18 protein-coding genes and 1 tRNA gene are annotated in these 26,542 nt (G+C 49.7%); 13 read left to right on the top strand and 6 right to left on the bottom strand.

Annotated elements, in window-relative coordinates:
* Positions 1-228: 228 nt before the first annotated feature.
* Positions 229-999: a tRNA (guanosine(46)-N7)-methyltransferase TrmB gene (gene trmB, locus HMPREF0645_RS00190; RefSeq protein WP_007172746.1), complete on the top strand. Its 771-nt coding sequence runs from the start codon at positions 229-231 to the stop codon at positions 997-999.
* A gap of 224 nt (positions 1,000-1,223) precedes the next feature.
* Here the strand turns inward: trmB and dnaA are convergent, their stop codons facing one another.
* The gene (dnaA, locus tag HMPREF0645_RS00185; RefSeq protein ID WP_007172745.1) at positions 1,224-2,633 is read right to left on the bottom strand and encodes a chromosomal replication initiator protein DnaA; all 1,410 of its coding nucleotides are present in this window, start codon (positions 2,631-2,633) and stop codon (positions 1,224-1,226) included.
* 464 nt (positions 2,634-3,097) lie between these two features.
* Here dnaA and HMPREF0645_RS00180 point away from each other — a divergent pair, with 464 nt between their 5' ends.
* The 5 genes from HMPREF0645_RS00180 (at position 3,098) to HMPREF0645_RS00155 (ending at position 8,081) form a co-directional block, all read left to right on the top strand.
* Entirely contained in the window at positions 3,098-3,322 is a 225-nt protein-coding gene (locus HMPREF0645_RS00180; RefSeq protein WP_156777805.1) for a hypothetical protein, read from the top strand.
* A 675-nt stretch (positions 3,323-3,997) separates the two neighbouring features.
* Positions 3,998-5,065, top strand: coding sequence for a 3-phosphoserine/phosphohydroxythreonine transaminase (gene serC, locus HMPREF0645_RS00170; RefSeq protein ID WP_007172742.1), 1,068 nt, complete (start codon positions 3,998-4,000; stop codon positions 5,063-5,065).
* A 74-nt stretch (positions 5,066-5,139) separates the two neighbouring features.
* Complete coding sequence (locus tag HMPREF0645_RS00165; protein WP_007172741.1) at positions 5,140-6,057, top strand: NAD(P)-dependent oxidoreductase; 918 nt, start codon at positions 5,140-5,142, stop codon at positions 6,055-6,057.
* A gap of 154 nt (positions 6,058-6,211) precedes the next feature.
* Positions 6,212-7,462 carry a DUF1015 domain-containing protein gene (locus HMPREF0645_RS00160; RefSeq protein ID WP_007172740.1) on the top strand — a complete coding sequence of 417 codons (1,251 nt, stop codon included), beginning with the start codon at positions 6,212-6,214 and terminating at the stop codon, positions 7,460-7,462.
* A 34-nt stretch (positions 7,463-7,496) separates the two neighbouring features.
* Complete coding sequence (locus HMPREF0645_RS00155; protein WP_007172739.1) at positions 7,497-8,081, top strand: IMPACT family protein; 585 nt, start codon at positions 7,497-7,499, stop codon at positions 8,079-8,081.
* A gap of 8 nt (positions 8,082-8,089) precedes the next feature.
* On the opposite strand, the gene HMPREF0645_RS00150 is transcribed toward HMPREF0645_RS00155, so the two are convergent.
* From HMPREF0645_RS00150 to gyrA, 3 genes are all read right to left on the bottom strand, one after another.
* Complete coding sequence (locus HMPREF0645_RS00150; protein ID WP_044123093.1) at positions 8,090-9,289, bottom strand: tetratricopeptide repeat protein; 1,200 nt, start codon at positions 9,287-9,289, stop codon at positions 8,090-8,092.
* Positions 9,290-9,457: 168 nt separating this feature from the next.
* Entirely contained in the window at positions 9,458-10,693 is a 1,236-nt protein-coding gene (locus HMPREF0645_RS00145; protein ID WP_007172737.1) for a tetratricopeptide repeat protein, read from the bottom strand.
* 74 nt (positions 10,694-10,767) lie between these two features.
* Positions 10,768-13,404 carry a DNA gyrase subunit A gene (gene gyrA, locus HMPREF0645_RS00140; protein WP_007172736.1) on the bottom strand — a complete coding sequence of 879 codons (2,637 nt, stop codon included), beginning with the start codon at positions 13,402-13,404 and terminating at the stop codon, positions 10,768-10,770.
* 487 nt (positions 13,405-13,891) lie between these two features.
* Between gyrA and HMPREF0645_RS00135 the strand changes: the two genes are divergently transcribed.
* Both HMPREF0645_RS00135 and HMPREF0645_RS00130 read left to right on the top strand, forming a co-directional pair.
* On the top strand, positions 13,892-14,359 hold the full coding sequence (locus HMPREF0645_RS00135; protein WP_007172734.1) for a hypothetical protein: 468 nt from the start codon (positions 13,892-13,894) through the stop codon (positions 14,357-14,359).
* 112 nt (positions 14,360-14,471) lie between these two features.
* On the top strand, positions 14,472-15,107 hold the full coding sequence (locus tag HMPREF0645_RS00130; protein WP_044123091.1) for a DUF3256 family protein: 636 nt from the start codon (positions 14,472-14,474) through the stop codon (positions 15,105-15,107).
* A gap of 83 nt (positions 15,108-15,190) precedes the next feature.
* On the opposite strand, the gene HMPREF0645_RS00125 is transcribed toward HMPREF0645_RS00130, so the two are convergent.
* Together HMPREF0645_RS00125 and HMPREF0645_RS00120 are read right to left on the bottom strand one after the other, a co-directional pair.
* A tRNA-Arg gene (locus tag HMPREF0645_RS00125) sits at positions 15,191-15,268 on the bottom strand.
* A 216-nt stretch (positions 15,269-15,484) separates the two neighbouring features.
* Positions 15,485-16,168, bottom strand: a complete 684-nt coding sequence (locus tag HMPREF0645_RS00120) for an SGNH/GDSL hydrolase family protein (protein ID WP_007172731.1) — start codon at positions 16,166-16,168, stop codon at positions 15,485-15,487.
* A 917-nt stretch (positions 16,169-17,085) separates the two neighbouring features.
* On the opposite strand from HMPREF0645_RS00120, the gene fabG reads away from it, so the two are divergent.
* The 5 genes from fabG to HMPREF0645_RS13080 all read left to right on the top strand — a co-directional run.
* Positions 17,086-17,847 carry a 3-oxoacyl-[acyl-carrier-protein] reductase gene (gene fabG, locus HMPREF0645_RS00115; protein ID WP_044123183.1) on the top strand — a complete coding sequence of 254 codons (762 nt, stop codon included), beginning with the start codon at positions 17,086-17,088 and terminating at the stop codon, positions 17,845-17,847.
* Between the two features lie 31 nt (positions 17,848-17,878).
* Positions 17,879-18,571: an RluA family pseudouridine synthase gene (locus tag HMPREF0645_RS00110; RefSeq protein ID WP_007172729.1), complete on the top strand. Its 693-nt coding sequence runs from the start codon at positions 17,879-17,881 to the stop codon at positions 18,569-18,571.
* Between the two features lie 72 nt (positions 18,572-18,643).
* Positions 18,644-23,269 (top strand): translocation/assembly module TamB domain-containing protein, encoded by a 4,626-nt coding sequence (locus HMPREF0645_RS00105; protein ID WP_007172728.1) that lies wholly within the window; start codon positions 18,644-18,646, stop codon positions 23,267-23,269.
* Positions 23,266-25,590, top strand: a complete 2,325-nt coding sequence (gene tamL, locus HMPREF0645_RS00100) for a translocation and assembly module lipoprotein TamL (protein ID WP_007172727.1) — start codon at positions 23,266-23,268, stop codon at positions 25,588-25,590. The genes HMPREF0645_RS00105 and tamL overlap by 4 nt, the downstream gene beginning before the upstream one ends.
* Positions 25,591-26,161: 571 nt before the next feature.
* The coding region (locus HMPREF0645_RS13080) for a retropepsin-like aspartic protease (protein WP_169305450.1) at positions 26,162-26,542 on the top strand (381 nt) is incomplete at its 3' end.

The raw sequence follows: 26,542 nt of genomic DNA, 5'->3' as shown, positions 1-26,542 counted from the left end.
CATAAATCATGAGTACGGTTGTTTCTATAACGCAAGGCCATTTCTTTTATTACATTCTGAAACAACCTTTCAACCATTCCGTTCAGCGCAATACAAGTCCGCCTTTCGCGCAATCACATTTCCTCCTTCCACATTGGTAGTTTGGGGAAATCTTTTTACCTTTGCAATTCATTATAAATAAGCGTAGAAGGCTCATACAACAAGCCGTATCTCCTAAAATAAGAGCTCATGGGCAAAGGAAAATTAGTCAAGTTTGCAGAGATGAAGAAGATGAAGAACGTCTTCGAGTATCCCTATTCCGTTATCGACAACGTGCCATTCCCCATGAAGGGGCATTGGCGAGAACAGTATTTCCACAACCCCAACCCCATCGTTTTGGAATTGGGCTGTGGCAAGGGAGAATACACCGTGGGGCTGGCCAAATTGTTCCCCAATATTAATTTTATTGGCGTGGACATCAAGGGCGCACGCATGTGGACCGGCGCCAAGCAAGCCTTGGAACAAAACCTGCCCAATGTGGCCTTCCTGCGAACTCAAATCGAGTTGATAGACCGTTTCTTTGCGAAAGATGAGGTTCAGGAAATATGGCTCACCTTTTCAGACCCGCAGATGAAAAACCCGCGCAAACGTCTCTCTTCAACGTTTTTTATGGAGCGCTATCGCAAATTTTTAACCGATGGTGGCATCATTCATTTGAAAACCGATTCGAACTTTCTCTTTACCTATACCAAGTTCATGGTCGAGAAAAACAATCTTCCCGTGAACTTCTGCACGGAAGACCTGTATCACGATACACCCGAAACTCTGATTGGCTCGCCCTTGCTCACCATCCAGACCTATTACGAATCAATGTGGATGGAACGTGGGCTGAACATCCGTTACATGCAGTTCCACCTTCCCTACACTCCCCCATTGGTAGAACCCGAGGTAGAGATACCACTCGACGACTACCGAAGCTACCGCCGCAGCAAGCGCAGCAGCTTGGAGACTTCGAAGTAATTCAAAATTCATAATTCATAATTCACAATTAGGCTGGCGCGTTGATTCTTCGTTCTTCGTTATTCATTCATAATTTGGCTGGCGCGTAGTGACGATGCATTACACGGTAGTTATAAGTCGTGGAATGTCGTGGAATGTCGATGCCGGAAAAATCGATGCCGAAAAAGTCGATGCCGAAAAAAGTCGATGCCGAAAAAAGTCGATGTAGAAACCCGTTGCTTGAATTATTTCTTCAGCTTAAAAGAATTCTCTATGCTGCTCAGCTCTGCCCCGAAAGCCTTGTCGGCTTTCAGCCTTTTCTCCACTTGCGAACAGCTGTGGAGCACAGTCGAGTGATCTCTGTTGCCAACCAGTTTTCCGATGCGGCTGGCCGGCATCTTGGTATATTTCTGCGCAAGATACATCGACACTTGTCGTGCCCGCACAAAATCTTGCTTCCGACTCTTGGAATTGACCTGCGCCGCCGTGACATTATAGTGCACGCACACCTTGTCGAGTATATCGTCGATGGTGAGCGGCTCGTCGTCTATCTTCACCGCACGTTTGATGACGCGCTCCGCCAGCCTCATGTCTATATCACAGTTATAGACAATGGAATAGGCCATCAGCGAATTGATCACACCCTGCAAATCGCGCACACTCCCACTGGCGGTCTGCGCGATAAACTGCACCACATCGTGCGGTATATTCAGTCCGTCCCGACGAATCTTGCTCTCCAGAATGTCGATGCACAACTGCTCATTCGGCTTTTCAAGCTCAGCGATCAGACCGCACGAGAAACGCGTGAGCAGTCGGTCGGGCATGCCCTTGAGCTCGATGGGCGGGCGGTCGGAGGCCAGAATGATGCGCTTGCCGTTTCTAAAGAGGTGGTTGAAAATATGGAAAAAAGTTTCCTGCGTCTTGACAGCACTCACCCATTCCTGAATATCATCCACAATGAGCATGTCGATTGTCTGGTAAAAACCAATAAAGTCGTTCAGTTTGTTCTGCAACACCGCATTGGTGTACTGCACCTGGAAAAGGCGCGCACTGATATACAGCACCCGCTTTTGGGGATAGAGCTGCTTGGCCTTGACGCCTATGGCATTGACAAGATGGGTCTTCCCACAGCCCGACGGTCCGTAGATGAACATGGGGTTGAACTGCATCGTGTTGGGATGCTCGGCAATCGACATGCCCACCGAGCGGGGAAGCATGTTGCTGTTTCCCTCGATGTAATTAGAAAAAGTGAGATGTGGATTCAGCTGGGGATCAATCTGTTGTGGCTTGGCAGCATCGAGCACAGTGGGCGCCTGGTTAGCCCGAGTGCGTGGCAATGGCTTGTCGATTCCGCCGCCCGGTTCGCCCTCAATATCCTGCGAGAGGTTATGCTCCTTGTCCGTCACAACACGATAAGACAGTCCCACCCCGGCACCAAAACAGTGTTGCAGAACCTTGCCGAGCAAATCCACAAAGTTCTCTTCCAGATACTCATACACGAACGGGCTGGGTACCTGCACCAATATCATCTTGCGAGCTTCATCGAAGTTCTCAAAGACAATGGGCTTAAACCATGTGGTATATATTTGATCGGTGACGTTCTTACGGATAAGCGCAAGCGCACTGTCCCAACAAGCATCAGGACTTTTTTTCATCTGCTATATGAATTGGGGCCTACGGCCGGAATGATCGATTCTTAGTCTTAAAGCAATGCAAATTTACTAAAGTTTTCCCTTATGGGCAAATCCGGGTCAACCCCGCCGTCGGGACCTATCTCGCGTAACTCGTTAAGGCTGCGCGCGTTATGACGGTTAAATCAAATTAGTTAAAAAAACTCAACTTGGCATTGTCCAAGATCCTGAAAATGAGGAGCCTATTGTGACCGTCGGGAACTTTCGGAAACACATGTGAAACATCTGTTCCAAATCAGGCAGTCTTGTCAATAGAAACGACTTATGGACGTTTCGGATGTCATGAAACATCAAATCGCACTATTTATACTATTTTTAAAATACGAAAGTGGTTATCATTTCTTGTCAACAACAATCCCTTGGCGAAGGGTAATAGATATTGACATGTCAAGAAAGAATACCAAATTTTAACATTTGCATATTCTTCTTTGAGCAGAAAAAGCGCCATGTTCACAGCGGATATTTTCGGTCGGCACAGCGAAAATTCTGACGAGGCACGACGATTGGGGCTTAACGGCTACGCGGTTCGGCTTTTGCGGTGGTGCGTCGACAGCGTAGTCATCATGCGAATAGGCCCTAACCGTCGTACCGTTTACGGTGCAACCGCGGACGATAAAACCATACCACTGAAGTTTACTCCGCTAAACGACTGATTATTAACAAACTACGAATTACGCGAATTTTACGAATTTCCAGCCGCAGAGGTTTTTTGTTTTCAAATCAGAGAAATATAGAAACAAAATGTAAAGATAATTCACAATTCACAATTTTCAATTCACAATTAGCTACGCGTTGCAATTCAATATTCAAAATTCACAATTGGCTGCGCGTTGTAATTCAAAAATTATTCGCAAGCTCATCAACTCGTCACAAATATCAATTCACATTTGGCTACGCAGTGAGGGTGAGCAGATATTCTAAGATTCGGCAAAGCCGAGAGTGTAAGATTTTCTGCGATGAGCTTTATGTTCATAAAAAGATATTCTCCAGATATTCTAAGATTCGGCAAAGCCGAGAGTGTAAGATTTTCTGCGATGAGCTTTATGTTCATAAAAAGATATTCTCCAGATATTCTAAGATTCGGCAAAGCCGAGAGGAGGTTGCAATTCAGAATTCATAATTCATAATTCATAATTGGCTGCGCGGTGATTCTTCACTCTTCACTCTTATCTCTTAACTCCTCACTCTTCACTCTTATTTCTTATTATTTGGCTTCCCATCAAAAAACCGCAGATTTATTTGTCTATTTGAAATTAAAATCATAAGTTTGCAGATAGATATAACCCTATTAACGCAAACGAAATAAACCTTTATAATATATTATGTGTATGAAGAAGTATAACTTTAATGCAGGTCCTTCTATGTTGCCCCGCGAAGTGATCGAAAACACTGCAAAGCAAATCTTAGACTTCAACGGTTCAGGTTTGTCGATTATGGAAATCAGCCACCGCGCAAAGGATTTCCAACCCGTAGTAGACGAGGCTGTTTCCTTAGTTAAAGAATTGCTGAATATTCCGGAGGGCTACTCCGTTATCTTCCTCGGAGGCGGTGCCTCATTGCAATTCACCCAGATTCCTGCAAACTTCCTGATCAAGAAGGCCGGATATCTCAACACCGGCGCTTGGGCCAAGAAAGCCTTGAAAGAGGCTAAGTTCTATGGCGAGGTGGTCGAGGTTGCTTCTTCTGCCGACAAGAACTATACATACATGCCACGGGATTTTGAAATTCCCACTGACTTGGACTATCTGCACATCACCACCAACAATACCATCTACGGCACAGAGACCCGCGAGGACATGGATTGTCCGGTGCCCCTGATTGGCGACATGTCTTCTGACATCATGAGTCGGCCGGTCGATGTTTCGAAATACACCGCCATCTATGCTGGTGCGCAGAAAAACATGGCCATGGCAGGTGTGACCATGATTATTGTGAAAGATGACATGCTGGGCAAGATGAATCGCGAGGTGCCCACCATGCTCAATTATTCCACCCACGTGGAAAAGGGTTCGATGTTCAACACCCCACCCGTTGTGCCTATATACTCACTCTTGGAAACCATGCGCTGGGTGAAAGCTCAGGGCGGTGTGACCGAAATGGATCGCCGCGCCAAGGAGCGTGCTGAGATTCTCTATGGCGAGATAGACCGCAACAAACTGTTCCATGGCACGGTGGAAGAAGACAGCCGATCGCTGATGAACATCTGCTTCGTGATGAACGAGGAATACAAAGACCTCGAGAAGCCCTTCCTCGACTTTGCCACAGAGCGCGGCATGGTGGGTATCAAGGGCCACCGCTCGGTGGGCGGATTCCGCGCCAGCTGCTATAACGCACAGACCATTGAAGGCGTTAACGAGCTTGTGAAAGCCATGAAGGATTTTGAAGCTCAACACTAAACCGTACGATCCCTTCCTGCTATGGGAAGGGATTGTCTGTTCATGATAACATCAAACCATTAAACATCAGAACTATGAAAATACTCGTTGCTACAGAGAAACCCTTTGCAGCTGTTGCTGTTGAAGGAATCAAGGAGGAGGCACAGGCCGCCGGACATGAGGTTGTGCTGCTGGAAAGATATACCGACAAACAGCAATTATTGGACGCCGTGGCCGACGCCGACGCCATGATCGTGCGCTCAGACAAGATTACGCCCGATGTGCTGGACGCAGCAAAAAACATGAAAATTATCGTCCGCGCAGGTGCCGGATATGATTCTATCGACACGGCACACGCCAAGGAAAAAAATATTGTGGTGGAAAACACACCGGGACAAAACTCCAACGCGGTGGCCGAATTGGTATTCGGACTCCTGGTTTATGCCATGCGCAACTTCTACAATGGCAAACCCGGCAGGGAACTCAAGACCAAGAAGCTTGGCATTCTGGCCTTCGGAAACGTAGGGCGCAATGTTGCACGCGTGGCCATGGGCTTTGGCATGCAGGTCTATGCATACGACGAGTATTGTCCAAAAGACGTTATCGAGAGTGCCGGTGTGCACGCCGTGGCCAGCCGGGACAGCCTGTTCAAATCGTGCGACATCGTCACGCTGCATATCCCGGCAAACGCTGAGACCAAGCAGAGCATTGGCTATGACGTGGTCAACCAGATGGGCAAGGGTGCTGTCCTGATCAACACAGCCCGCAAGGAAGTGATCGACGAACCCGGACTGCTCAAGCTCATGTCTGAACGCGATGACCTCAAATACATTACCGACATCATGCCGGATGCAGACGCAGAGTTTCGGAAGTTTGAGGGACGCTACTTCTCCACGCCCAAGAAGATCGGTGCACAAACCGCCGAGGCCAACATCAATGCCGGCATTGCAGCTGTTAAGCAAATCAATGCCTACTTCAAGGACGGGGACACTCGCTTCCAGGTGAACAAATAAACAGTATGTTCCCTCGTCCCCGTTGCGGCAGTTGTCCATGGGGATGAGGGCGTGACAACATCATGGCAGGACAACCTCTGGGTCTTGGGGTCTAAACCCCAAGCGTTGCATGGTGCATTGAGGTCATTCGCTGTGATATAAACAAAAAAATGATATGGCTACAATAAAACCTTTCAAGGGTGTTCGTCCACCCCAAAAGTATGTCGAGCAAGTGGCAGCCCGTCCGTATGACGTGCTGAATTCTGAAGAAGCACGGGCAGAAGCCGCCGGCAATGAGAAATCGCTATACCACATCACTAAACCTGAAATCAACTTTGAACCGGGCACTTCTGAATATGACACAAGGGTGTATCAGAGTGCGGCCGAGAACTTCAAAATGTTTCAGGAAAAGGGATGGCTGGTACAAGACAACGACGACCACTATTATATCTATGCCCAAACCATGAACGGGAAGACACAATACGGACTCGTGGTGGGTGCATACGTGCAGGACTACCTGACTGGTGTTATCAAAAAGCATGAGCTGACACTCCACGAGAAGGAGGAGGACCGGATGAAACATGTACGGGTGTGCAACGCCAATATTGAACCGGTATTCTTTGCCTATCCTGACAACGACGTGCTCGACAAACTCATCGTGCGCTACGCTGACACAGAACCCGAGTATGACTTCACGGCTGATGATGACGGAATTCGTCACCAGTTCTGGGTTATCACAGCCAGCGATGACCTGAAGACCATCACCAACGAGTTTGCCAAAATGCCAAGCTTGTATATTGCCGACGGTCACCATCGGTCGGCAGCCGCTGCCCTCGTGGGAGCAGAGATGGCACGCCAGAACCCCAAGCACAACGGCAAGGAGGAATACAACTATTTCATGGCCGTATGCTTCCAGGCTTCACAGCTCACGATTCTCGACTACAACCGTGTGGTGAAAGATCTCAACGGCATGAGTGCTGAGGAGTTTCTCAAGGCATTGGAGCAGGACTTCACGGTTGAGAAGAAAGGCGAGGACGAGTATAAGCCTCAACATCTTCATGAGTTTTCGCTTTATTTAGACAACTGCTGGTACAGCCTTGTGGCCAAACCAGGCACCTATGATGACAATGATCCCATCGGCGTGCTCGACGTTGACATTTCAAGTCGCCTGATTCTCGACAAACTCATGGGGATTACCGACCTGCGCTCAGACAACCGAATCGACTTCGTGGGTGGACTTCGCGGACTCAAGGAACTGAAGCGGAGGGTGGACAGCGGAGAAATGCGCTGGGCCTTGGCACTCTATCCGGTCTCGATGAAACAGATTATGAGCATTGCCGATTCCGGTAAAATCATGCCTCCCAAGGCTACATGGTTTGAGCCGAAGTTGCGCTCAGGGTTGATTATTCACAAACTTAACGATTGAGAAATTGGGGAAGGACGTTTCCCCAATCGTATGAATGAACGATAGTTACAAGACGATACAAGGCACAGGCGAGGGATATTACACCGAGAAACGGAGTAAGTTCCTCGCCTTTGCTCATCATGTGGAAAGTGCCGAAGAGGTGAAGAAAATCGTTGACGGCTATCGAAAGAAATATTACGACGCACGCCATTGCTGCTATGCCTATATGCTGGGAGCCGACCGCTCGGCGTATCGAGCTAACGACGATGGAGAACCCTCGTCGACAGCAGGCAAGCCTATACTCGGACAGATTAACTCCAAGGAACTGACCAACATCTTGATTTGCGTCATTCGCTATTATGGTGGAGTCAACCTGGGTACGGGAGGACTGATTGTAGCCTACCGAACGGCAGCCGCAGATGCCATAGCGCATTGCGAAATCGTAGAGCGTCTGGTGGAGGAGGAAGTTACTTTCTCATTCTCCTACCCCATGATGAACGGGGTGATGAGAGTGGTAAAGGATATGGACGCACGCATTGTGGCGCAGAAGTTTGAACTGTCTTGCGAAGTGGTTCTGTCTATACGCAAAAGCCTTGCGGGCGAATTGCGGGCAAGGCTCAAGCAGCTAAACTTCGGATAAATAACTCTTTATTTCTTCATCAGTTTGTCTATTTCGTCAAACTGTTTACCCATATTCAGGTTCAAATAGATGGTATAGAGGGGTAATCCCCATGTATCCACTTTGTCCTCGCGCATCTTGCGGTATGTCTCTAAGTAGGGCATGGCCTCACGATAGTAGTTGCGGATTACTTTTTTGCGGCTTGCACTCTGATGCACTGCTTTGTCCATGGTGACGCCTTTGTTAAACTTGGCAAGACCAGCATTCAGGTAGGCTTCGGGCAAACTATCATTCACCTGCAGCAACGAATCGCTGATGGCAAAACTTTTGTCGTATTCTCCCAAGTTCAAGAGCAGCGAACTCTTCGTAACATGATACACCACATTACTGTTGTCTACCTTCATTGCCCTGTTCGTTAGGTCCAAAGCCTTGTCCCAACGCTTTTCATGTGAATAATAATCCACCAAATGTGAATAGAAGAACGACGTAGCAGGATAAAGCTCGAAACCATCTTTCAGCGTCTTGATATACATGGCTGTATCCTTCATCTGCAAATAATTCTCCGACAGATATTGCAGCACCATCTCATGATGAGTCATGTCTTTCAAAGCCAGAGGTGCATGACGCATCACCTTGGCGGTGTCCTTCATCTTATAACCACAATAGGTTGCCCAATAAGAGACGGTGGGCAGCATCCTATCTTTCTCAGCGTAGCGATAGGACTGAAACAGCGGTTGGTCAACGGTGTTGAGGTATTGGCAAAGCATGTTGTATGCTTCCGGATATTTCTGTTTGCGTATCAAGAACACGCCCCCATTATAAAGGTTCGGGCGCAAGGTGTTGAGAAGTTCGGCATTGGTCTTGCGGTATTCCAGCTTGACACGTCCCTTCTTGTCCGGCAAGGCGTCGATAGAATCGTAAGCAACCATGACGGTGAACAGGCGGGACGCAATATTAAACAGAGAAACGGTGTCATACTTCTGGTTCAAATAGAGTTTTTCGTTACCCTGCTCATATTGTTTGCGCAAGCTTTCGAACAGAACGTCCCATATTTTTGTATTATGCCGGTTGGCCGAATCCTTCAAAAGAATCTGCATCGACTGCTCGGCTTTCTCCAAGTTTTTACCCTTCTTGACCCAATCACGGGCTGTAGAGATTTCTCTTTTCTGCGAGAAAACTCCACTGCAAACCATTAAAAGTACGAGTATGTGAATTATCCTTCTCTTCATTTTATCCCAATCCTTATTTCCTATCCTGAGTACAGAAGTCGGCATTCGAGACACAACACAATGGTAAATCCGAAGATTTACTCGGCCTGAAATGCTCGACGAATGTGAATTTAGCAAACAGCCCCATTCAATCTTGGGTTGAAAATGGGGCTGTTCTATACTGATTCATTATTGCTTGAGCAACTTCTCCATCTCCAACGTGCGGGGATCATCGGCTGCATAAACCAGATAGTAGCACTGGTACAAGGGGTAAGCCCAGTTGGCTTTCTCGCGGTTGGGATCTAAAGACTTGGCTTTTTCCAGGATGCCCATAGACTCTTGGTACAGGGTTTTCTGAGCCGCGCGGTCCTCGTTAATGAGCGAAGCCTTGGCGTTGATACAGAAACCGAGGTAGGTTAAAACCACAGGGTTCGTGTCGTCAATCTGGACTGCCTTCTTGAAAGCATCGATGCACTCGTCCCAATTGGGTTTCTCGGCCGTGGAATTACGGTTCATCAGGGTCTGTCCTTTCAATGCCCAAGCCGTGAAGTTATTGGGATCCTTAGCCAACTTATCAGCGATAACAGCATCCAATTCTGCCGTCATGCCGAGTCCGCTGTACATGTTACACAAGGTCCCGAAGGCCATCTCGTTGGATGGATCCTGATCATACAGAGCTTTAATCTGACCTACATAGTTCACAGAATCTGCATGAGTCTTCAAGTTGCGCTGTGCAATGGCATACTTGAGTGTTTCGGCCTGCTTGCGCATCTCTGCATCCTGCATGGCAATATCGGCATACTTGAGAGCGCGTTCATACTGTCCTGCCTGGTTGGCATACTGTGCAGTGTAGTAAGCTACCTGCCCCAAGAACTGAGCTTCTTGCTCTTTGGCGCCCTTAAAAACAGGATTATCGTCGGAGTCGAGGAACAGTCCCCAGTACTTCAAAACGTTTTCACTGTTTCCGCTCTGCGCATAATAGTTACCGGCAGTAACCAGCTGCATGCGTGCATTTGAAACCAAAGGAACAAGGCCGTCCGTATACTTGGGCTTCACTTTGCCTTTGGCGTCCGGCATGGCATCATACTTGATGCACTCCAATCCATTGACGGTGGCATCGTAAGCAGCTTGGTAGAATCCCAGCGTGTCATACGGTTGCTCTTTGGTCTTGGTCAGCTTGGCCTGCATGTTAGCCGCCTGAACAGCATTTTCCTTGTCGAATTTTCCCAAGGCGAGTTTAGTAACGTGCTCGTATGCCTTGGCTTTCTCCTTGTTGTCAGCAAGCTGAGAAAGGTTACTCTTGAGCAGTTGCATAGCCTCTGCATATTCCTTTGACTTGGTGATAGCCTTCAGGGCATCACTGTCTCCTGCAAAGACAGCCGACGTGCTGAGCATCATCAAAGCTGCCATCATTAACTTTTTCATTGTCTTATAATTTTAATGTGTATATTCTTTTTTACAACTCTCCCATAGTCAAGACGTGCGACGGGGAGCTGTTGTTACTTCTCGAAGTCGAGAATTTCATCATCTCCTGCAGAAGAATCGGCATCGCGGCTCTCGCTTGAAGCTTCAGAAGCATTGTCCGACAAGTCAACCTGCGCACCGTCAGACTCTGCTTCCTGCTTTTCTTCCTCTTCAGCAGCAGCCAATTCTGACGACATCACCTTGCACACACTGGCTATCGTGTCGTTCTTCCGGGCAAGGTTGATCAGCCGTACACCTTGTGTGGCACGTCCCATGACGCGAACTTCGGCCACGGCCAGACGTATAACGATGCCGCTCTTATTGATAATCATGAGGTCGTTCTCGTCGGTAACATTCTTGATGGCAACCAATCGGCCGGTCTTTTCGGTAATAGACATGGTCTTCACGCCCTTTCCACCGCGATTGGTTTTGCGGTAATCGGCCACATCCGAACGCTTGCCATAGCCTTCCTCGCTCACAACCATCACCGTCTCGGTCTCCGCATTGTTCACGACAATCATACCAACCACGGCATCACCTTCGTCGTCGATGCGCATGCCTCGAACGCCCGTAGACACTCGACCCATTGAACGGATGGCTTGCTCGTCGAAACGAACGGCACGCCCGTTGCGGTTGGCTAAGATCAATTCGTTGTTTCCGTTGGTCAGTCGAACATCCACAACCTCATCGCCCTCAACAATATTGATAGCAATCACACCGTTGGCACGCGGGCGGGAATACTCCTTCAGATTGGTCTTCTTCACCGTACCATTCTTGGTTGCAAACACAACGTAGTGACTGTTCACAAACTCCTCGTCCTCAAATCCGCGACCGCGCAAACGCAGGAAAGCATTCACAGAGTCGTCCGGATCGATGTTGAGCAGGTTCTGTATAGCTCGTCCCTTCGAGGTCTTGTCGCCTTCCGGGATATCGTAGCAGTGCAACCAGTAGCAGCGTCCCTTCTTGGTGAAGAACATCATCGTCTGATGCATCGTTGCCGGATAAATGTATTCAGTAAAGTCTTTGTCACGCGTATGCGCGCCCTTGGACCCTACTCCACCCCTCGCCTGTTCGCGGAAATCGCTCAATGGCGTACGCTTGATGTAGCCCAAATGGCTCACCGTAATGACCACTGGGTCATTGGGATAGAAGTCCTCCGCATTGAACTCATGCTCATCAAGTATGATTCTGGTGCGGCGCTCATCACCGTATTTGGCCTTCACTGCCTGAAGTTCCGTCTTCATCACCTCCTTGCATTTCTCAGGATCATCGAGAACAGACTGCAATTCGTCGATCAGCTTCATTAAATCCTCGTATTCGGCATGCAGCTGATCCATGCGGAGCCCCGTGAGCTGCGACAGGCGCATGTCGACAATGGCCTTCGACTGGAGATTGTCCAACTCGAAACGCTTTTCCAAATTGGCCTGTGCTTCCGCGGGAGTCTTGCTGCCACGGATAATATGCACCACCTCGTCAATGTTGTCGCAGGCAATAATCAGACCCTTCAAGATGTGTGCGCGCTCCTGCGCCTTCCTGAGGTCGAACTTTGTGCGACGAATCGTCACCTCGTGGCGATGATCGATAAAGTAGCTGATGCACTCGCGCAGCGACAACAATTTCGGTCGGAGCTGTGCGTGGTTGCTCTTGTTCGGAATCAGCGCAATATTGTTCACCGAGAACGAACTCTGCAGCGCCGTCATCTTGAAAAGTTTGTTCAGGATCACGCGCGCATTGGCATCGCGCTTCACGTCAACCACAATACGCATGCCCTGACGACCGGTCTCATCGTTCACATTGGAGATGCCCTCAATCTTTCCCTCCTTCACGAGTTCAGCAATATATTCGATCAACTGCTGCTTGTTCACGCCGTAGGGAATCTCTGTCACCACAATGCGATCATGACTCTCGTCACTTTCTATTTCGGCCTTGGCGCGCATCACCACACGTCCGCGTCCGGTCTCGTAGGCATCTTTCACGCCCTGTATACCATATATATACGCACCGGTCGGGAAGTCGGGTGCCGGGATATACTGCATCAGGCCCTCAGTGTCAATCTCCGGATTGTCGATAAAGGCACAGCAACCATCAATCACCTCGCCCAAGTTGTGCGTGGGAATATTGGTAGCCATACCCACGGCGATACCATTACCACCGTTCACCAGCAGGTTAGGCACCCGCGTCGGCATCACGGCCGGTTCGGTCAACGTGTCATCGAAGTTGTTGACCATGTCCACCGTATCCTTGTCGATGTCGTCCATGATGTGTTCGCCCATCTTCGAGAGGCGACACTCCGTGTAACGCATGGCAGCCGGCGAGTCACCGTCCACACTTCCGAAGTTTCCCTGACCGTCTACGAGCTTGTAGCGCATGTTCCACTCCTGACCCATACGTACCAGTGCACCATACACCGAACTGTCGCCGTGGGGGTGATACTTACCCAGCACCTCGCCGACCACGCGCGCACATTTCTTATAAGGTTTGTCACTGGTATTGCCCAAACCCAGCATTCCGTAGAGAATACGGCGGTGCACAGGCTTGAATCCGTCTCGCACATCGGGCAACGCACGAGATACTATCACCGACATAGAGTAATCGATGTAGGAAGACTTCATCTCTTCCTCGATGTTAATCTTCATGATCCTGTCGTGATCAATCGTCTGATTTTCGTCCATTTAAGAGTTATATTATTTTACTTGAAATTCGATTTAAAGCCGTTTATTTGCGTTCTGACGCGTTTCGAGGGCTGTTCACGGTGTAAAAGTACAAAGTTTTTTTGGATGTCACAAGCTTTCAAATCGAAAATATCAGCCCGATAGGTGTTTAGGTTTCTTAATTAAACCTACGGACAATGAAAATCAAGCCGCATGTTTAACCCGTTTGCAAAAAGTGCTTAACCCATGCCTCATCCCCCTATACCCAACAAGGGCGCGGGGGTTACCACCGTCGCTTGGCTGCATTTATCGCACAAACTATGCTGCATAAAATATGAAGTCACCCATAAAAGTCACCATTTGCTTGCCCCCCTACATTTTATTGTTTATCTTTGCACTGTAATTCAGGGACATCGATGGATTATTGGCAACGTTCAACCCGACCCTCCGCCATAGTCGCATCGCATCCCACTTGTTAACTTTTAAGCTAAATCGTTATTCATCTGCAATGAGAAAAGCAATTCTGGGACTTTGTTTCATGTGTGCCACAGCGGTCAGCGCACGAGGTATCGAATCTATCAAGTTTGGAACAACTTATCAAGAGGCCGTCACCAACATCAAAGCCTCTCTGGGCGAACCCACATCCTCCGACACGAATGTGCTCACCTATAAGGATGTATCTTTTAAAGGATTTACATGGAACGAGATCACGTTCAGATTCAAGAACGGCAAGTTGGTCGAGGCGCGATGCTACATGAACCAGAAAAACAAGAGAATGGCCACAGCCAAGATGAGTGCCATCGCCAAGATTATGGAAAAGGATTATTCCATGTCGATGGACTACGAAGACGACGGCAACCTTTTTTATGCCGGCGGAACGTCTCCTTTGGGCTACGGCCGACTGTTTACCATTTTCATTTCGCCCCGTAACGGCGTGTGGACCACGCAAATGCGTTTCGGCCCTTTCAGCATATAATTTCCCCGCAAACTATCGAATTCGGAGCAGGCAGATAGCCCAAGCCGGCACCACGCGTATGGCCAGCTGCATGGACTTAAGGTCTTTCCCCATATCATGATACCCTATCAAAATGAAGAAACTTTTCTTGTTGATACTGATTCTTGCAACCTCCATGGACCTGTCTTCGAAATCCATGACAGAATTGTGGCAGTCGATACCCGACTCCATCATCCCGTATATCGAGCGCAGCCAACGTCAGGAAATGACGGATTTTATTGCCATGGGGGCGGAAGCAAAAGTACGCCACGCCTTACAGGGGGAAAGCAAAATGGACACCATTACCTCCGACTATATCCACCTCACCCTCAATGAGTCCATGCAGATGGAGCTGAAACGACTACCCCATGAAGGCGGCGACTCCATACTCTGCTTGGTGAAGACCTGGGGCGGACCATGCCAGGAAAGCGAAGTTTATTTCTACAGCCAGGACTGGCAACCCCTTGCGATTGCCAACCCCCTCGCCAAATATAGGGAAAATCCACTTTTGTCACGCCCCGACACCATGTCACCGGAGAAATTCGAGGAACTCTCTCACAAGGTGGGCTTTGTGCTGGCGGCAGCCTCGTTGTCACCAACAGACAACAGCCTCAGCGTGTATCAGTCCGTGCCCCTGCTTTCCGCCGAGGACAATCAAAAAATAAAGACCATGCTTACCCCCGTTTCCCTGAAGTGGAACGGGCAGGGCTTTAAACTTACCAATACATAAAAAGTCAGGCGTCCGACGATTTTTTAGTCGGGCCTATCAACAACGAAAGAGGATTTTGTTTCCAAAATCCTCTTTCGTTGTCATGGTGATTCCGTTGGGATTCGAACCCAAGACCCACAGCTTAGAAGGCTGTTGCTCTAATCCAACTGAGCTACGGAACCCCGATGGTAAGCATACGCTCGTACCGTTGAGTCCTGCAACCGCATGACAAGCATGCGCGAACGGCCTTTCCGACCGTCCTGTTGAAAACTCGGCGCAAAGGTATATAAAATTGTTCTAAATTCCAAATCTTCGCACCACAAATCTTCGCGCGGCGCATCATGTGCCAAAAATAAATTCGAACTTTATCGGGGTTGCAACTTGCTGCTCTTCTGGCGTTATGGCTTTTTGATGACTGCCAGCACCTGCCGGGCAATGGCCTTCATCCCGCTGATGTTGGGATGCCCGTTCTGCTTGCTGATATCGTGCAACTGGATGACCGGCACGCCGTAGTGCTTGCAAATGGTGTGGATGGAGTTGGTGTAGTTTTTGTCGAGGTCGCTGTTCGAAATGAAATACAGGCTTGCATTGGGATAGCGATCCTGCATGCGGGCAAGCAGGCTGGCCAGGGCCGGACGGAAACAGAACTTGTCGGCAAATCGGATGTTGTCGTATTTGAATTCGCCCAGCGGAACTTTGGCCCACGCGTCGTTGGTACCTCCGAAGACGAGGATGATGTCGGGCGTGCCCAGCGCGTCGACACGGGTCAGGAACGACCTATAGGTGGCATCGCTGTCGCCATAGCCGGTGTTACAGATGCAGGCGCCCGACCAGGAATTGTTGATGCCGAGCTTGTAGCCACCCTCGCTGACAACCTGCCACCACCACGTTTGTCGGACATGGGATACGTCTGTGCGCTTGAGGTCGGGGGTTTGGTAATACCAGGTCTCCATGGTGTCCGGCGTGAGGAAACCCTCATAAGTGGAATAGGAGTCGCCGAAAATCGCCACGGTCTCTCTGGCCTGTGCGTGGCCGGCCAGCGAACAAAGAAACAAGGCAAGCGATAAAACGAATGATTTCATATCAGTTTCTGTTGGTTATTGTCAGGTTTGTTGAGCGGGCGTTCAATCCTTCCGGGGCTTGCAGAACACCCATGCAAACTTACGGATTTTTCGCGAAATAGTGCCCAAAGACCTAAACTTTATTTCTCGCTTAACCGTCCGATGGTATTCGTTGTGGCTATTTTTCTTGACAAAAGTGCTTTTCTGTTTCGCGTATTCTGAAATGAATCTCTGGACGCCCGAAATTCGTGAATTTTGCAAGTTTTTGCAGTGCGCTGACAGTCAGCCTGTTACAAACAACCCACTTTCGGATTCGTTTGAATCAGTCGCGATTGGATAGTCAACGGCAGGGCGATGAAGGCCTTATGGCCAGATGACTCGGGCTCAGTCGCAGGACGATGAAGCCTTAAACGGACTGCCATGAGATTCTAATCATGGCATGGCAGATAAATTTTGCTCATCCAGAGGAATGATTATCGCGAAAACATGGCGCAATTTTCGCTGGATGCTGCAAAAGAGAATGCCCGATTTTTAGTTAAACTATTTTACAATGAACAATGTATAATGTATAATGAACAATGTACAATGTATAATTGGCTGCACGTTGACTCTTCACTCTTCACTTTTCATTCTTCACAATTAACCTTCCACAGTTTCTGTTGCATCAACTTGCTCAACGCGCAGCCAAATTGTGAATTATGAATTATGAATTATGAATTATAGTTCACTCATCATTGCCTTCTCTATGCAATTCTTATCCATATCTTTGGCTGGAAAGAAAAACTGACGTATATTTGCAATTCGTAAAGGTGGGACGCGGCACACAGGAATTTGCGGGGCTTGAGAGGCACGCGGTTGCCAATGGGTATGCACAACGTGCTGCCGGCCGGAGAACCTTGATTTTGAATAACGAGCAACTTATTAATTTTGAATATATCATGAGTAAAGAAGGATTATTAACTGGAAAGACAGCCCTCATTACGGGTGCTGCCCGTGGTATTGGCAAATCCATTGCCCTGAAGTTTGCACAAGAGGGGGCAAACATTGCGTTCACCGACCTTGCCATTGACGAGGAACATGGTGGGCTGGCCACAGAACGCGAGATTGCAGCACTGGGCGTGAAGGTCAAGGGCTATGCCAGCAACGCAGCTGACTTTGCAGAGTCTGAGCAGGTGGTGAAGCAGGTGAAGGAGGAATTTGGCTCCATAGACATATTGGTGAACAACGCCGGAATAACCAAGGATGGCCTGATGCTCCGTATGACCGAACAGCAGTGGGATGCCGTGATTGCCGTCAACTTGAAGAGTGCGTTCAACTTTATCCATGCCTGCATACCCGTCATGATGCGTCAGCGCGGTGGTAGTATTATCAACATGGCCAGTGTTGTGGGTGTGCATGGCAACGCTGGACAGTCCAACTATGCTGCATCCAAGGCGGGGCTGATCGCCCTGGCCAAGAGCATCGGGCAGGAGATGGGACCCAAGGGCATCCGGGCCAATGCCATTGCGCCGGGCTTTATCGATACGGCCATGACGCAGGCGCTGCCCGATGAAATACGCAAAGACTGGATTTCCAAAATACCACTTCGGCGAGGCGGTACCGTCGAAGACATTGCCAACACAGCCGTTTACCTGGCTTCGGATCTTTCGAGCTATGTTTCCGGCCAGGTGATTCAGGTGGACGGCGGCATGAACATGTAATCATCACTCAAGCCATCAAGAAGAGAACAGAATGAGGGTTGTTTATGAAGACAATCACCTGATCATTGTTTACAAAGAGAGTGGAGAAATCGTGCAGGGCGACAAGACCGGCGACCTCCCACTCTCTGAAATAGTGAAGGGGTATATCAAGGAGAAGTATCACAAGCCGGGGGCTGTGTTCCTTGGCGTGGTGCACCGGCTCGACAGACCCGTCTCCGGCTTGGTGATTTTCGCCCGCACCAGCAAGGCTCTTGCACGCCTCAACGACATGTTTCGCCGAGGAGATGTGCATAAAACCTACTGGGCAATTACGAAGAATGCACCTCCCAACCCAATGGGCACGCTGACCAACTGGCTGGTTCGCAACACGAAACAGAACAAGAGTTATGCCTACGACAAGGAGATGCCGGATTCCAAGAAAGCCATCCTGAACTATCGGCTCATCGCTCATTCGGAAAACTATAACCTGTTGGAAATACATCTGCTCACGGGGCGGCACCACCAAATCAGGTGTCAGCTATCCCACATGGGGTGCCCAGTCAAGGGGGATTTGAAATATGGAGCCAAGCGCAGCAATCCCGATGGGAGTATCTCCCTGTTGTCGCGCAGGGTTGAGTTTACCCATCCGGTTTCCAAAAAGCAAATCGCACTGAACTCCCCGTTGCCTGATGATGTGTTGTGGCACGACATTACGGAAAATGTGGAAAATCATCATTCCGATTGATTTTTTTTGTTATAAAGGGGTAGTTTCTGCCCTTTTTTTATTTACTTTGCACATCACGCATGCGCCTGTGATATGAAAAAATATGTAAAGTGGGTAGGAATAGGCATTTTGATTCCTGTCCTTCTCATGATAGTATTGTGCCTTTTGTTTTACTTCCCTCCATTTCAGAAGTGGGCGGTAAAGCAGGTCACAGCGTATGCCTCGCAAGAAATGGGCTTGCAGATCAGCGTGGGTCATGTCAGTCTGGCATTCCCGCTCGACCTGGCTTTGGAAGACGTGAAAGTGCTGCAGCCCAACGATTCACTTGAGCATGTCACAGATACAGTCGCCGACATCGGCAGGGTTGTGGCCGATGTGCAACTGAGACCGCTCTTCGACAAACAGGTGATGATCGACAAGCTGGCCTTCGACCATATGAAGGTGAACACCTCGAACTTCATCCCCACAGCCCGCATCAGGGGCACCGTGGGGCATCTTGACCTCAAAGCCCACGGCATCGACCTGAACGATGAACGGGTGAATATCAACCATGCATCCCTCAGAGACGCGGTGTTGGACATTGCACTGACCGACACGGTGATCCCTGACACCATGCCGAGTGAGAACTTTTGGAAAATCAAACTGGCACAATTAAAAGTCGAAGATACCGATTTCATCCTGCACATGCCGGGCGACACGCTGTCCGTCAAAGCCTATCTGGGCCGAACCTTAGCCAGGAATACGTATATGGATTTGTACCAGGGGCTATACTCCGTCGGGCATTTGGACTGGAACAACGGACGGTTGCAATACGACAAGAACTATGAGCCGAAGGTTGAGGGATTGGACTACAGTCACCTGTCGCTTGATGCAATTAAGCTGAAAGCCGACTCCTTCCGCTACTGCAACTCCAAATTGGACATGAAAATACTTGCCGCCACCTTTCGCGAGAAGAGTGGACTGGCGGTGGAAAACCTGCAGGGCAAGTTGGCCATGGACAGCACTCGGTTTGCGCTTCCCGACCTGAACCTCAAGACCGAAGCAGGTACTGAGTTGAGCCTTGCCTACGACATGGATCTCCAAGCCTTTGACGACACGCAGCCGGGTAAGCTCGGCATGCAACTCAAGGGGCAGATCGGCAAGCAGGATCTCATCACGATAGCGGGCAACAGCCTGCCCAGGGAGTTGGCGCGTCGATGGCCGGCCAAACCGCTGATTGCCGTCGCGGATATTCAAGGTAACCTCAAGGATGCCGCAATCAAGAATCTAAATTTGGTTTTGCCCGGTGCATTCAAGCTGAAAACTCGCGGTTCTGCCAAAAACATTACCGCCCCCAAACAGTTGATGGCCGACTTGGACATCAACGCCCACACATATGACCTTGGCTTTGTGAAGGCCTTGATGGACAAGGAAATGCAGAAAACCATCAGGTTGCCCTACGGAATTGGACTGAACGGCCGACTGAAGATAGCAGGCAGCAAGTATGCCAGCACGTTCTCTGCCACACAAGGTGGTGGCTCGGTGAAAGGACATGTCGGGCTGGATATCGACCGCATGGCTTACACAGCCAAGCTGAACGCCAAGGCCTTGCCCCTGCAAAACTTCCTGCCCCACATGAACCTGCATGCCTTTACAGGTACTATTGATGCGCAGGGAAAGGGCACAGACTTCATGTCTCCTGCCACACATATGGCTGCAAACATCCGCATTCAGGATTTTCAATACGACACCTATTGCCTCGACAACTCCGATATCGAGATGACTGCCCGCAATGGGCGCGTCCTGGCTCACGTCAGGAGCGACAACCCGCAGGTCAAGGGCAACTTTACTGTCGACGCTCTTACACGCGGCAAAGTACTCCGGGGCACCGTTTCCGGGGAGTTTGACCAAATCGATATGCGTAGCCTGAACATCACGGAAGACACGTTGCTGTTGTCTGCATGTGCCCATATCGACCTGGCATCCAACCTTAAGGATATGTATCGCGTGCGCGGCACGATGAGCGACATCACCTTGAAAAACCCAACCAACGTGTATCGTCCCGGAACGTTGGAACTTGACGTGTGCACCTCCCGGGACACCACGTGGGCTATTGTCGAGCAAGGCGACTTCACGATGAACCTGTCGTCGCCTGACGGATACGAACAGTTTATTAAACACAACCAAGGTTTTGTAACCGAGTTGCAGACCCAGCTTAAAAACAAGCGGGTCGACAAGGAGAGTCTACGCAACCACCTGCCCGCAGCGCGCTTATATCTTGTTTCCGGAAAAGACAACATCGTGAGCCGATTCCTGAACTATTACGGCTATGGCCTGAGCAGTTTGTTCGTCGACCTGACTTCCTCTCCCCATACCGGACTAAATGGAGATGCGTATGCAGACTCATTGATGGTAAACGGATTCCAGATAGACACCGTCAGGTTCCGCTTTATATCTGACGCCTCAAACATGACCTATTCCGCACAGGTGCGCAATGGCAAGAACAATCCCGACTATGTTTTCAATGCGTTGCTCGATGGTTCCATTAACGAGCGGGGAACCTATGCCAAAGCAAGAATATACGACTGGAAGGACTCGCTCGGCATTCGTCTTGCCCTGCAAGCCGCTATGGAGCAACATGGAGTCAGCCTGCACTTAGTGGGCGACAAGCCTATTCTGGGCTACAAGGAATTCTCCGTGAACGACAGCAATTATATCTTCATGGGCGACAACGGCCGAGTCAGTGCCAACATGGCAATGCGGGCGGATGATGGCATGGGCATCCAGATCTTCAGCAACGACAATAACCGAGACGTGCTGCAAGACATTACGGTGAGCACCCGCCGCTTCGACATAGGCGATGTAATAGGCATGATACCGTTCACTCCGGACATCAGGGGCGTGATGAACGGCGACTTCCACATGCTGCAAACACCCAACGAACTGACCGTCTCATCGTCTGTGAACATCGCCAAGCTAACCTACGAAGGCAACGAGATGGGCGATGTGGGTTCCGAATTTACTTACATGCCACGTCCTGACGGCGGACAATATGTAGATGGAATCCTGATTCACAATGGCTCTGAGGTCGGCGTGCTCACGGGAACCTATTTCCCGAAGGGTGCAGGTACCCTTGATGCAACGGTCGACTTGGAACGTTTCCCCCTGGATTTGGCCAATGGGTTCATTCCGGATAAGATTATCGGCTTCAAAGGATACGCCGAAGGCTTGCTGTCCATCAAGGGTTCCCTATCCAGTCCGAATGTCAACGGTGAGGTATACCTTGACTCCACATACATGTTCAGCGACCCTTACGGTGTGGAAATGCGCTTTGCCAACGATCCCGTCACGATCAAAAACAGCCGTCTGCTCTTTGAAAACTTCGAGATGTTTGCCCACAACGAAAGTGCGCTCAACGTTCAAGGCTACTTCGACTTTGCCAATACCGACCGCATGAACATGAATATCCGCATGCGGGCAAACAACTATCTGCTTATCGATTCGAAAGAAAACACACGGTCGGACACGTACGGACAGGCCTACGTCAACTTCTATGGTACCATGCAGGGACTGCTCGACAACCTGCGTATGCGCGGACGACTGGAAGTCTTGGGCACCACAGACCTCAAATACAACCTAAAGGACTCACCCCTCTCCACCGACAATCAGTTGGACGGATTGGTAGAGTTCGTAAGCTTTGAAGACACCACCAAGCAAGTCATCAACCGTCCGCCGCTCACCGGTCTCAACATGGACATGTCGATAAACATTGATGAGGGCGCGCGCGTTGTGTGCTATCTTAACGCTGATCACTCCAACTACATCGATATTGTAGGCGGTGGAGACATGCGCTTGCGCTACAACCCGGTGGACGAAATGCATCTCACCGGCCGATACACCATTGGTAGTGGCGAGATGAAATACGCCATGCCCGTCATCCCACTCAAGACCTTCACCATCCAGGAAAACAGCTACATACAGTTCCGTGGCGACCCAATGAACCCCACTCTCAACCTCACAGCCACGGAGGAAACGAAGTCTACCGTGGGCGGTAGCTCCGGTGACGGGCGCGTTGTGAAGTTCAAAAGCGGTGTGGTTGTCACCAAAACCCTCAACGACATGGGCTTGGAATTCATTATCGATGCACCGGAGGACATGTCCATCCACAACCAACTGCAAGTCATGTCCAAGGAGGAGCGGGGCAAAATCGCAGTCACCATGCTCACCACAGGCATGTATCTGTCCGACGGCAACACCTCCGGATTTACCATGAACTCGGCTCTCAGCGCCTTCCTCAACAGTCAGATCAACCAGATTTCAAACAAGGCGCTGCGCACGTTGGACGTGAGCTTAGGCGTTGACAACTCCTTCGACAACAGCGGCATGCTTCACACCGACTATTCCTTTAAGTTTGCCAAGCGATTCTGGAACAACCGACTGCGCATCGTTGTTGGCGGCAAGCTCTCGTCAGGGGCCGACGTCAACTACGAGGAAGAAACCTTCTTCGACAACGTCACGTTCGAATACCGACTCAGTCCCACGTCCAACAAGTATCTCAACCTGTTTTACATGCGCGACGACTACGACTGGTTGGAGGGAGATGTCAGTAAGTTCGGTGCAGGATTTATGTGGAAACGCAAGTTGAGTCACTTCAAGGACATATTCCGGTTCGACAAGGGCGACAAGCTGTTGCAACCGATTCTGACCGACTCCGTCAGGCAAGATACGATCAAGAAATGAGAAAACAACACATCATCATCTGTCTCATCGCCACGGTGCTGCTGTCAGCATGCTCCACCACCAAGAGCATACCCGATGGCGACCAGCTCTTCACGGGGCTGTCGGGCATAAAATACGACGCACCCGAGAAAGGCAAGCACTTCATCACCACCCAAGAAGAGATTGAGGCTGCCCTGGCCACCGCCCCCAACGGGGCACTCTTTGGGAGCAGCAAAATCCGCTCACCTTTTCTCTTTGGCCTATGGATATGGAACGAATATGTAGGCAGCGAGGACGGCTTTGAGAAATGGATGCTCAATTCGTTCGGCTCCAAGCCGGTGCTGATGAGCTGGGTCAATCCCGCGTTGCGCGCCTCGGTAGCCAAGGAAGTGCTGCGCGCCCACGGATACTTCCGGGGCAATGTGGACTACAAGGTTATCACCCAGCGTAACCCCAAGAAAGCCAAGATCGAATACAAGGTCAACATGGACCATCTGTTCACTGTGGACACCTTGAGCTACAAGCATTTCCAGAAGAATGCCAACCACTTGATAGACAGTACGATGTCGGAGGCTCTGATCAAAAAGGGCGACGCCTTCGATGTGTCCACGCTTGAGGGTGAACGCATGCGCATCGTCAAGTTGTTCCGCAACAACGGCTTCTATTTTTACCAACCCGCCTATGCTTCCTATCTTGCCGACACCCTGACGGTTCCCGGCAAGGTGCTCCTGAAGTTTCAACAGGCGGCCAACATTCCCGAGATGGCCAAGCGAAAATGGTATATTGGAAACGTAGCCGTAGAACTGCGCAAGGAGTTTGCAGAGCAACTCCGCGACTCCGCCAAGCGGCGTTTTCTCACTGTCCGATACAACGGTCGCCGCGCGCCGCTGCGCACCTCCGTGATTCTCAACTCCATGAAGCTGCGCCCCCGCCAGCTCTACAGGCGCGCCGACCACGAGGAGAGCTTCGCCCGACTCACCAGTTCAGGCATCTTCAGCATCGTAGACTTTAGCTTTACACCCCGCGACACCACCGGATTGAGCGACACACTCGACCTCAAGCTGAACTGCGTGTTCGACAGGCCATACGACTTTTATATCGAGGGGAACATGACCGGGAAGACCAACAACCGCCTCGGCCCCGGTGTAGTGATCGGATTTGCCAAGCGCAACGCCTTCCGCGGCGGCGAACTGCTCAACATCAACCTCCGCGGCAGCTATGAATGGCAGACAGGGCACCGCACCGAAGGCACATCCTCACGATTCAACAGCTACGAGTACGGCTTCGACGCATCGTTGCAATTCCCGCGACTCATCATCCCCTTTGTCGACATGTTCCGCCAGCGACTGCACCGCCGATTCCGCCGCAACAACTTTTTCTCCACGCCGACCACCTTGCTCAAGGTTTCCTCCGACATTATTAGTCGTGCCAACTATTTCAAACGGCACGTCGTGTCCGGAGAGTGGAGCTACAACATCCAACCATCGGCAACCACCCGCCATCAGTTCAGCCCCCTCATCTTCTCATTCGAATACATGAGAAGCTCCACCCAATCCTTCGACTCCATCATGGATGCAAATCCCTATTTGTATTACACCATGCGCAACAGGTTTGTGCCCAAACTGCAATACACCTTCACCTATACCAGCCCCAGCACTTACCGCAACCCCATCTGGTGGCAGACCACGATAAGCGAAGCCGGCAACCTGCTCTCGCTGGGCTATATGGCAGCGGGCAGCAAATGGGGCAACAAGGACAAGCGGCTCTTTGGCAACCCCTATGCTCAGTTTGTGAAATTAGAAACAGATTTTTCAAAGACCTGGCGACTCACCGAGCACAGCAGCTTGGTAGCCCATTTCAATGCCGGCGCCATCTGGACCTACGGCAACTCGTCGGGCGCTCCCTACAGCGAGCAATTCTATGTGGGCGGAGCCAACAGCATCCGTGCCTACACCGTGAGGTTCATCGGTCCGGGAAGCTATCACAACAACGACGGAACCTATATTTCTTATCTCGACCAAGTGGGCGACATACGCTTGCTGGCCAACCTTGAATACCGGCCTCGCCTTTTCGGCAATCTCTATGGTGCACTGTTCCTCGATGCCGGCAACGTATGGGAGATGCACACCACCTACCGCCAAGGAGGCAAGTTCAACCTCAAGAACCTGCCTCGGGAGACTGCACTTGGCACCGGCGTGGGACTGCGCTACGACCTCGACTTCCTTGTCATACGTGTGGATTGGGGTGTTGGACTGCACGTGCCCTACAAGAGCGGCTTCTACAATGTCGGCTCGTTCAAAGACAACCAGAGCCTCCATTTTGCCATAGGCTATCCGTTCTGATTTGCCCAAGCCTATGGCCACCCACTCCAACCATCTTATTTTCTGGCATTTTTCCTGACAAATGCCCTTCCAAATTTCAAGATTTTGAAAACATAAACTCATTGATGCGAAATTCCCGAAAATAAACATGATTTGCAGTTGGCTGACAACCAACCACTTAACAATATTGATCGTTCGAACCCTGTTTTGTCGCCTGCCGTTGGGTATCGAACCATCATGCGGATAAGGCCTAACCATACGACGAAAAGAACTCAGTCGAGTGATGAATGAGTTCAAATCGCATGGCCAAAAGATAGTAATCGCAGAATCTCCGCTGTATTCCGCTCATTTCGTCAAATTCCACCGGCCAAAACATGGCGTCTTTTTCTCTGGATGCTCCGGAAAAAATCACCGAATTTTGGTAAACGAATTGAACAGAATTTTCACAAGTAAGAAATTATGTGCAACTGTACAGAATCAACAAATTAAATGCCGCCTGATAATTGAAAAATCACTTGCGAAAGTTCAGTTTATAGAGACAAGGTACAAAAAAATGTAGTTGTCAATTTACGAACTAAAAATAATGTATAGTATGAAATTTAAATGCCGTTTTTTATTTCTTTGTAGTTTGTTTATAGTATTACCACTTAGCAGTCTACGTGCTCAAAACCAATTAGCGTTCAATGACCATATGATCTACACAAACGTTAAATTGTCCAACAATGGAGTTTCTCGGAAGGTTTCAGCCCTAATAGATACAGGCGCATCTGTTTGTATGATTGATTCTACTTTTGCAGTTGATTCGTGTCATATTTTATTAAAAGAAAGTAATGCAATAATTGAAAGTGCATCAGGAAAATCGCTAAAGTCTATTAGTTTGAATTTAGATAGTCTTTCAATTGGTGGTGTTTCGTATCCCACGACAAGATGCTTTGTTGTGGATTTGGTAAATAAATTCAAACATCATGCTCCT

Origin of the sequence: Hallella bergensis DSM 17361 (genome assembly GCF_000160535.1) — a bacterium.
GTDB lineage: Bacteria > Bacteroidota > Bacteroidia > Bacteroidales > Bacteroidaceae > Prevotella > Prevotella bergensis.
Note: the sequence above shows the minus strand (reverse complement) of the source record. Positions and strands in the feature narration are given on the sequence as shown.

Bases quoted from the DNA above. Each gene is read 5' to 3' on its own strand.
- trmB (WP_007172746.1), top strand. From the start codon at position 229: ATGGGCAAAGGAAAATTAGTCAAGTTTGCAGAGATGAAGAAGATGAAG.
- dnaA (WP_007172745.1), bottom strand. From the start codon at position 2,633: ATGAAAAAAAGTCCTGATGCTTGTTGGGACAGTGCGCTTGCGCTTATC.
- serC (WP_007172742.1), top strand. From the start codon at position 3,998: ATGAAGAAGTATAACTTTAATGCAGGTCCTTCTATGTTGCCCCGCGAA.
- HMPREF0645_RS00165 (WP_007172741.1), top strand. From the start codon at position 5,140: ATGAAAATACTCGTTGCTACAGAGAAACCCTTTGCAGCTGTTGCTGTT.
- HMPREF0645_RS00160 (WP_007172740.1), top strand. From the start codon at position 6,212: ATGGCTACAATAAAACCTTTCAAGGGTGTTCGTCCACCCCAAAAGTAT.
- HMPREF0645_RS00155 (WP_007172739.1), top strand. From the start codon at position 7,497: ATGAACGATAGTTACAAGACGATACAAGGCACAGGCGAGGGATATTAC.
- HMPREF0645_RS00150 (WP_044123093.1), bottom strand. From the start codon at position 9,289: ATGAAGAGAAGGATAATTCACATACTCGTACTTTTAATGGTTTGCAGT.
- HMPREF0645_RS00145 (WP_007172737.1), bottom strand. From the start codon at position 10,693: ATGAAAAAGTTAATGATGGCAGCTTTGATGATGCTCAGCACGTCGGCT.
- gyrA (WP_007172736.1), bottom strand. From the start codon at position 13,404: ATGGACGAAAATCAGACGATTGATCACGACAGGATCATGAAGATTAAC.
- HMPREF0645_RS00135 (WP_007172734.1), top strand. From the start codon at position 13,892: ATGAGAAAAGCAATTCTGGGACTTTGTTTCATGTGTGCCACAGCGGTC.
- HMPREF0645_RS00130 (WP_044123091.1), top strand. From the start codon at position 14,472: ATGAAGAAACTTTTCTTGTTGATACTGATTCTTGCAACCTCCATGGAC.
- HMPREF0645_RS00120 (WP_007172731.1), bottom strand. From the start codon at position 16,168: ATGAAATCATTCGTTTTATCGCTTGCCTTGTTTCTTTGTTCGCTGGCC.
- fabG (WP_044123183.1), top strand. From the start codon at position 17,086: ATGAGTAAAGAAGGATTATTAACTGGAAAGACAGCCCTCATTACGGGT.
- HMPREF0645_RS00110 (WP_007172729.1), top strand. From the start codon at position 17,879: ATGAGGGTTGTTTATGAAGACAATCACCTGATCATTGTTTACAAAGAG.
- HMPREF0645_RS00105 (WP_007172728.1), top strand. From the start codon at position 18,644: ATGAAAAAATATGTAAAGTGGGTAGGAATAGGCATTTTGATTCCTGTC.
- tamL (WP_007172727.1), top strand. From the start codon at position 23,266: ATGAGAAAACAACACATCATCATCTGTCTCATCGCCACGGTGCTGCTG.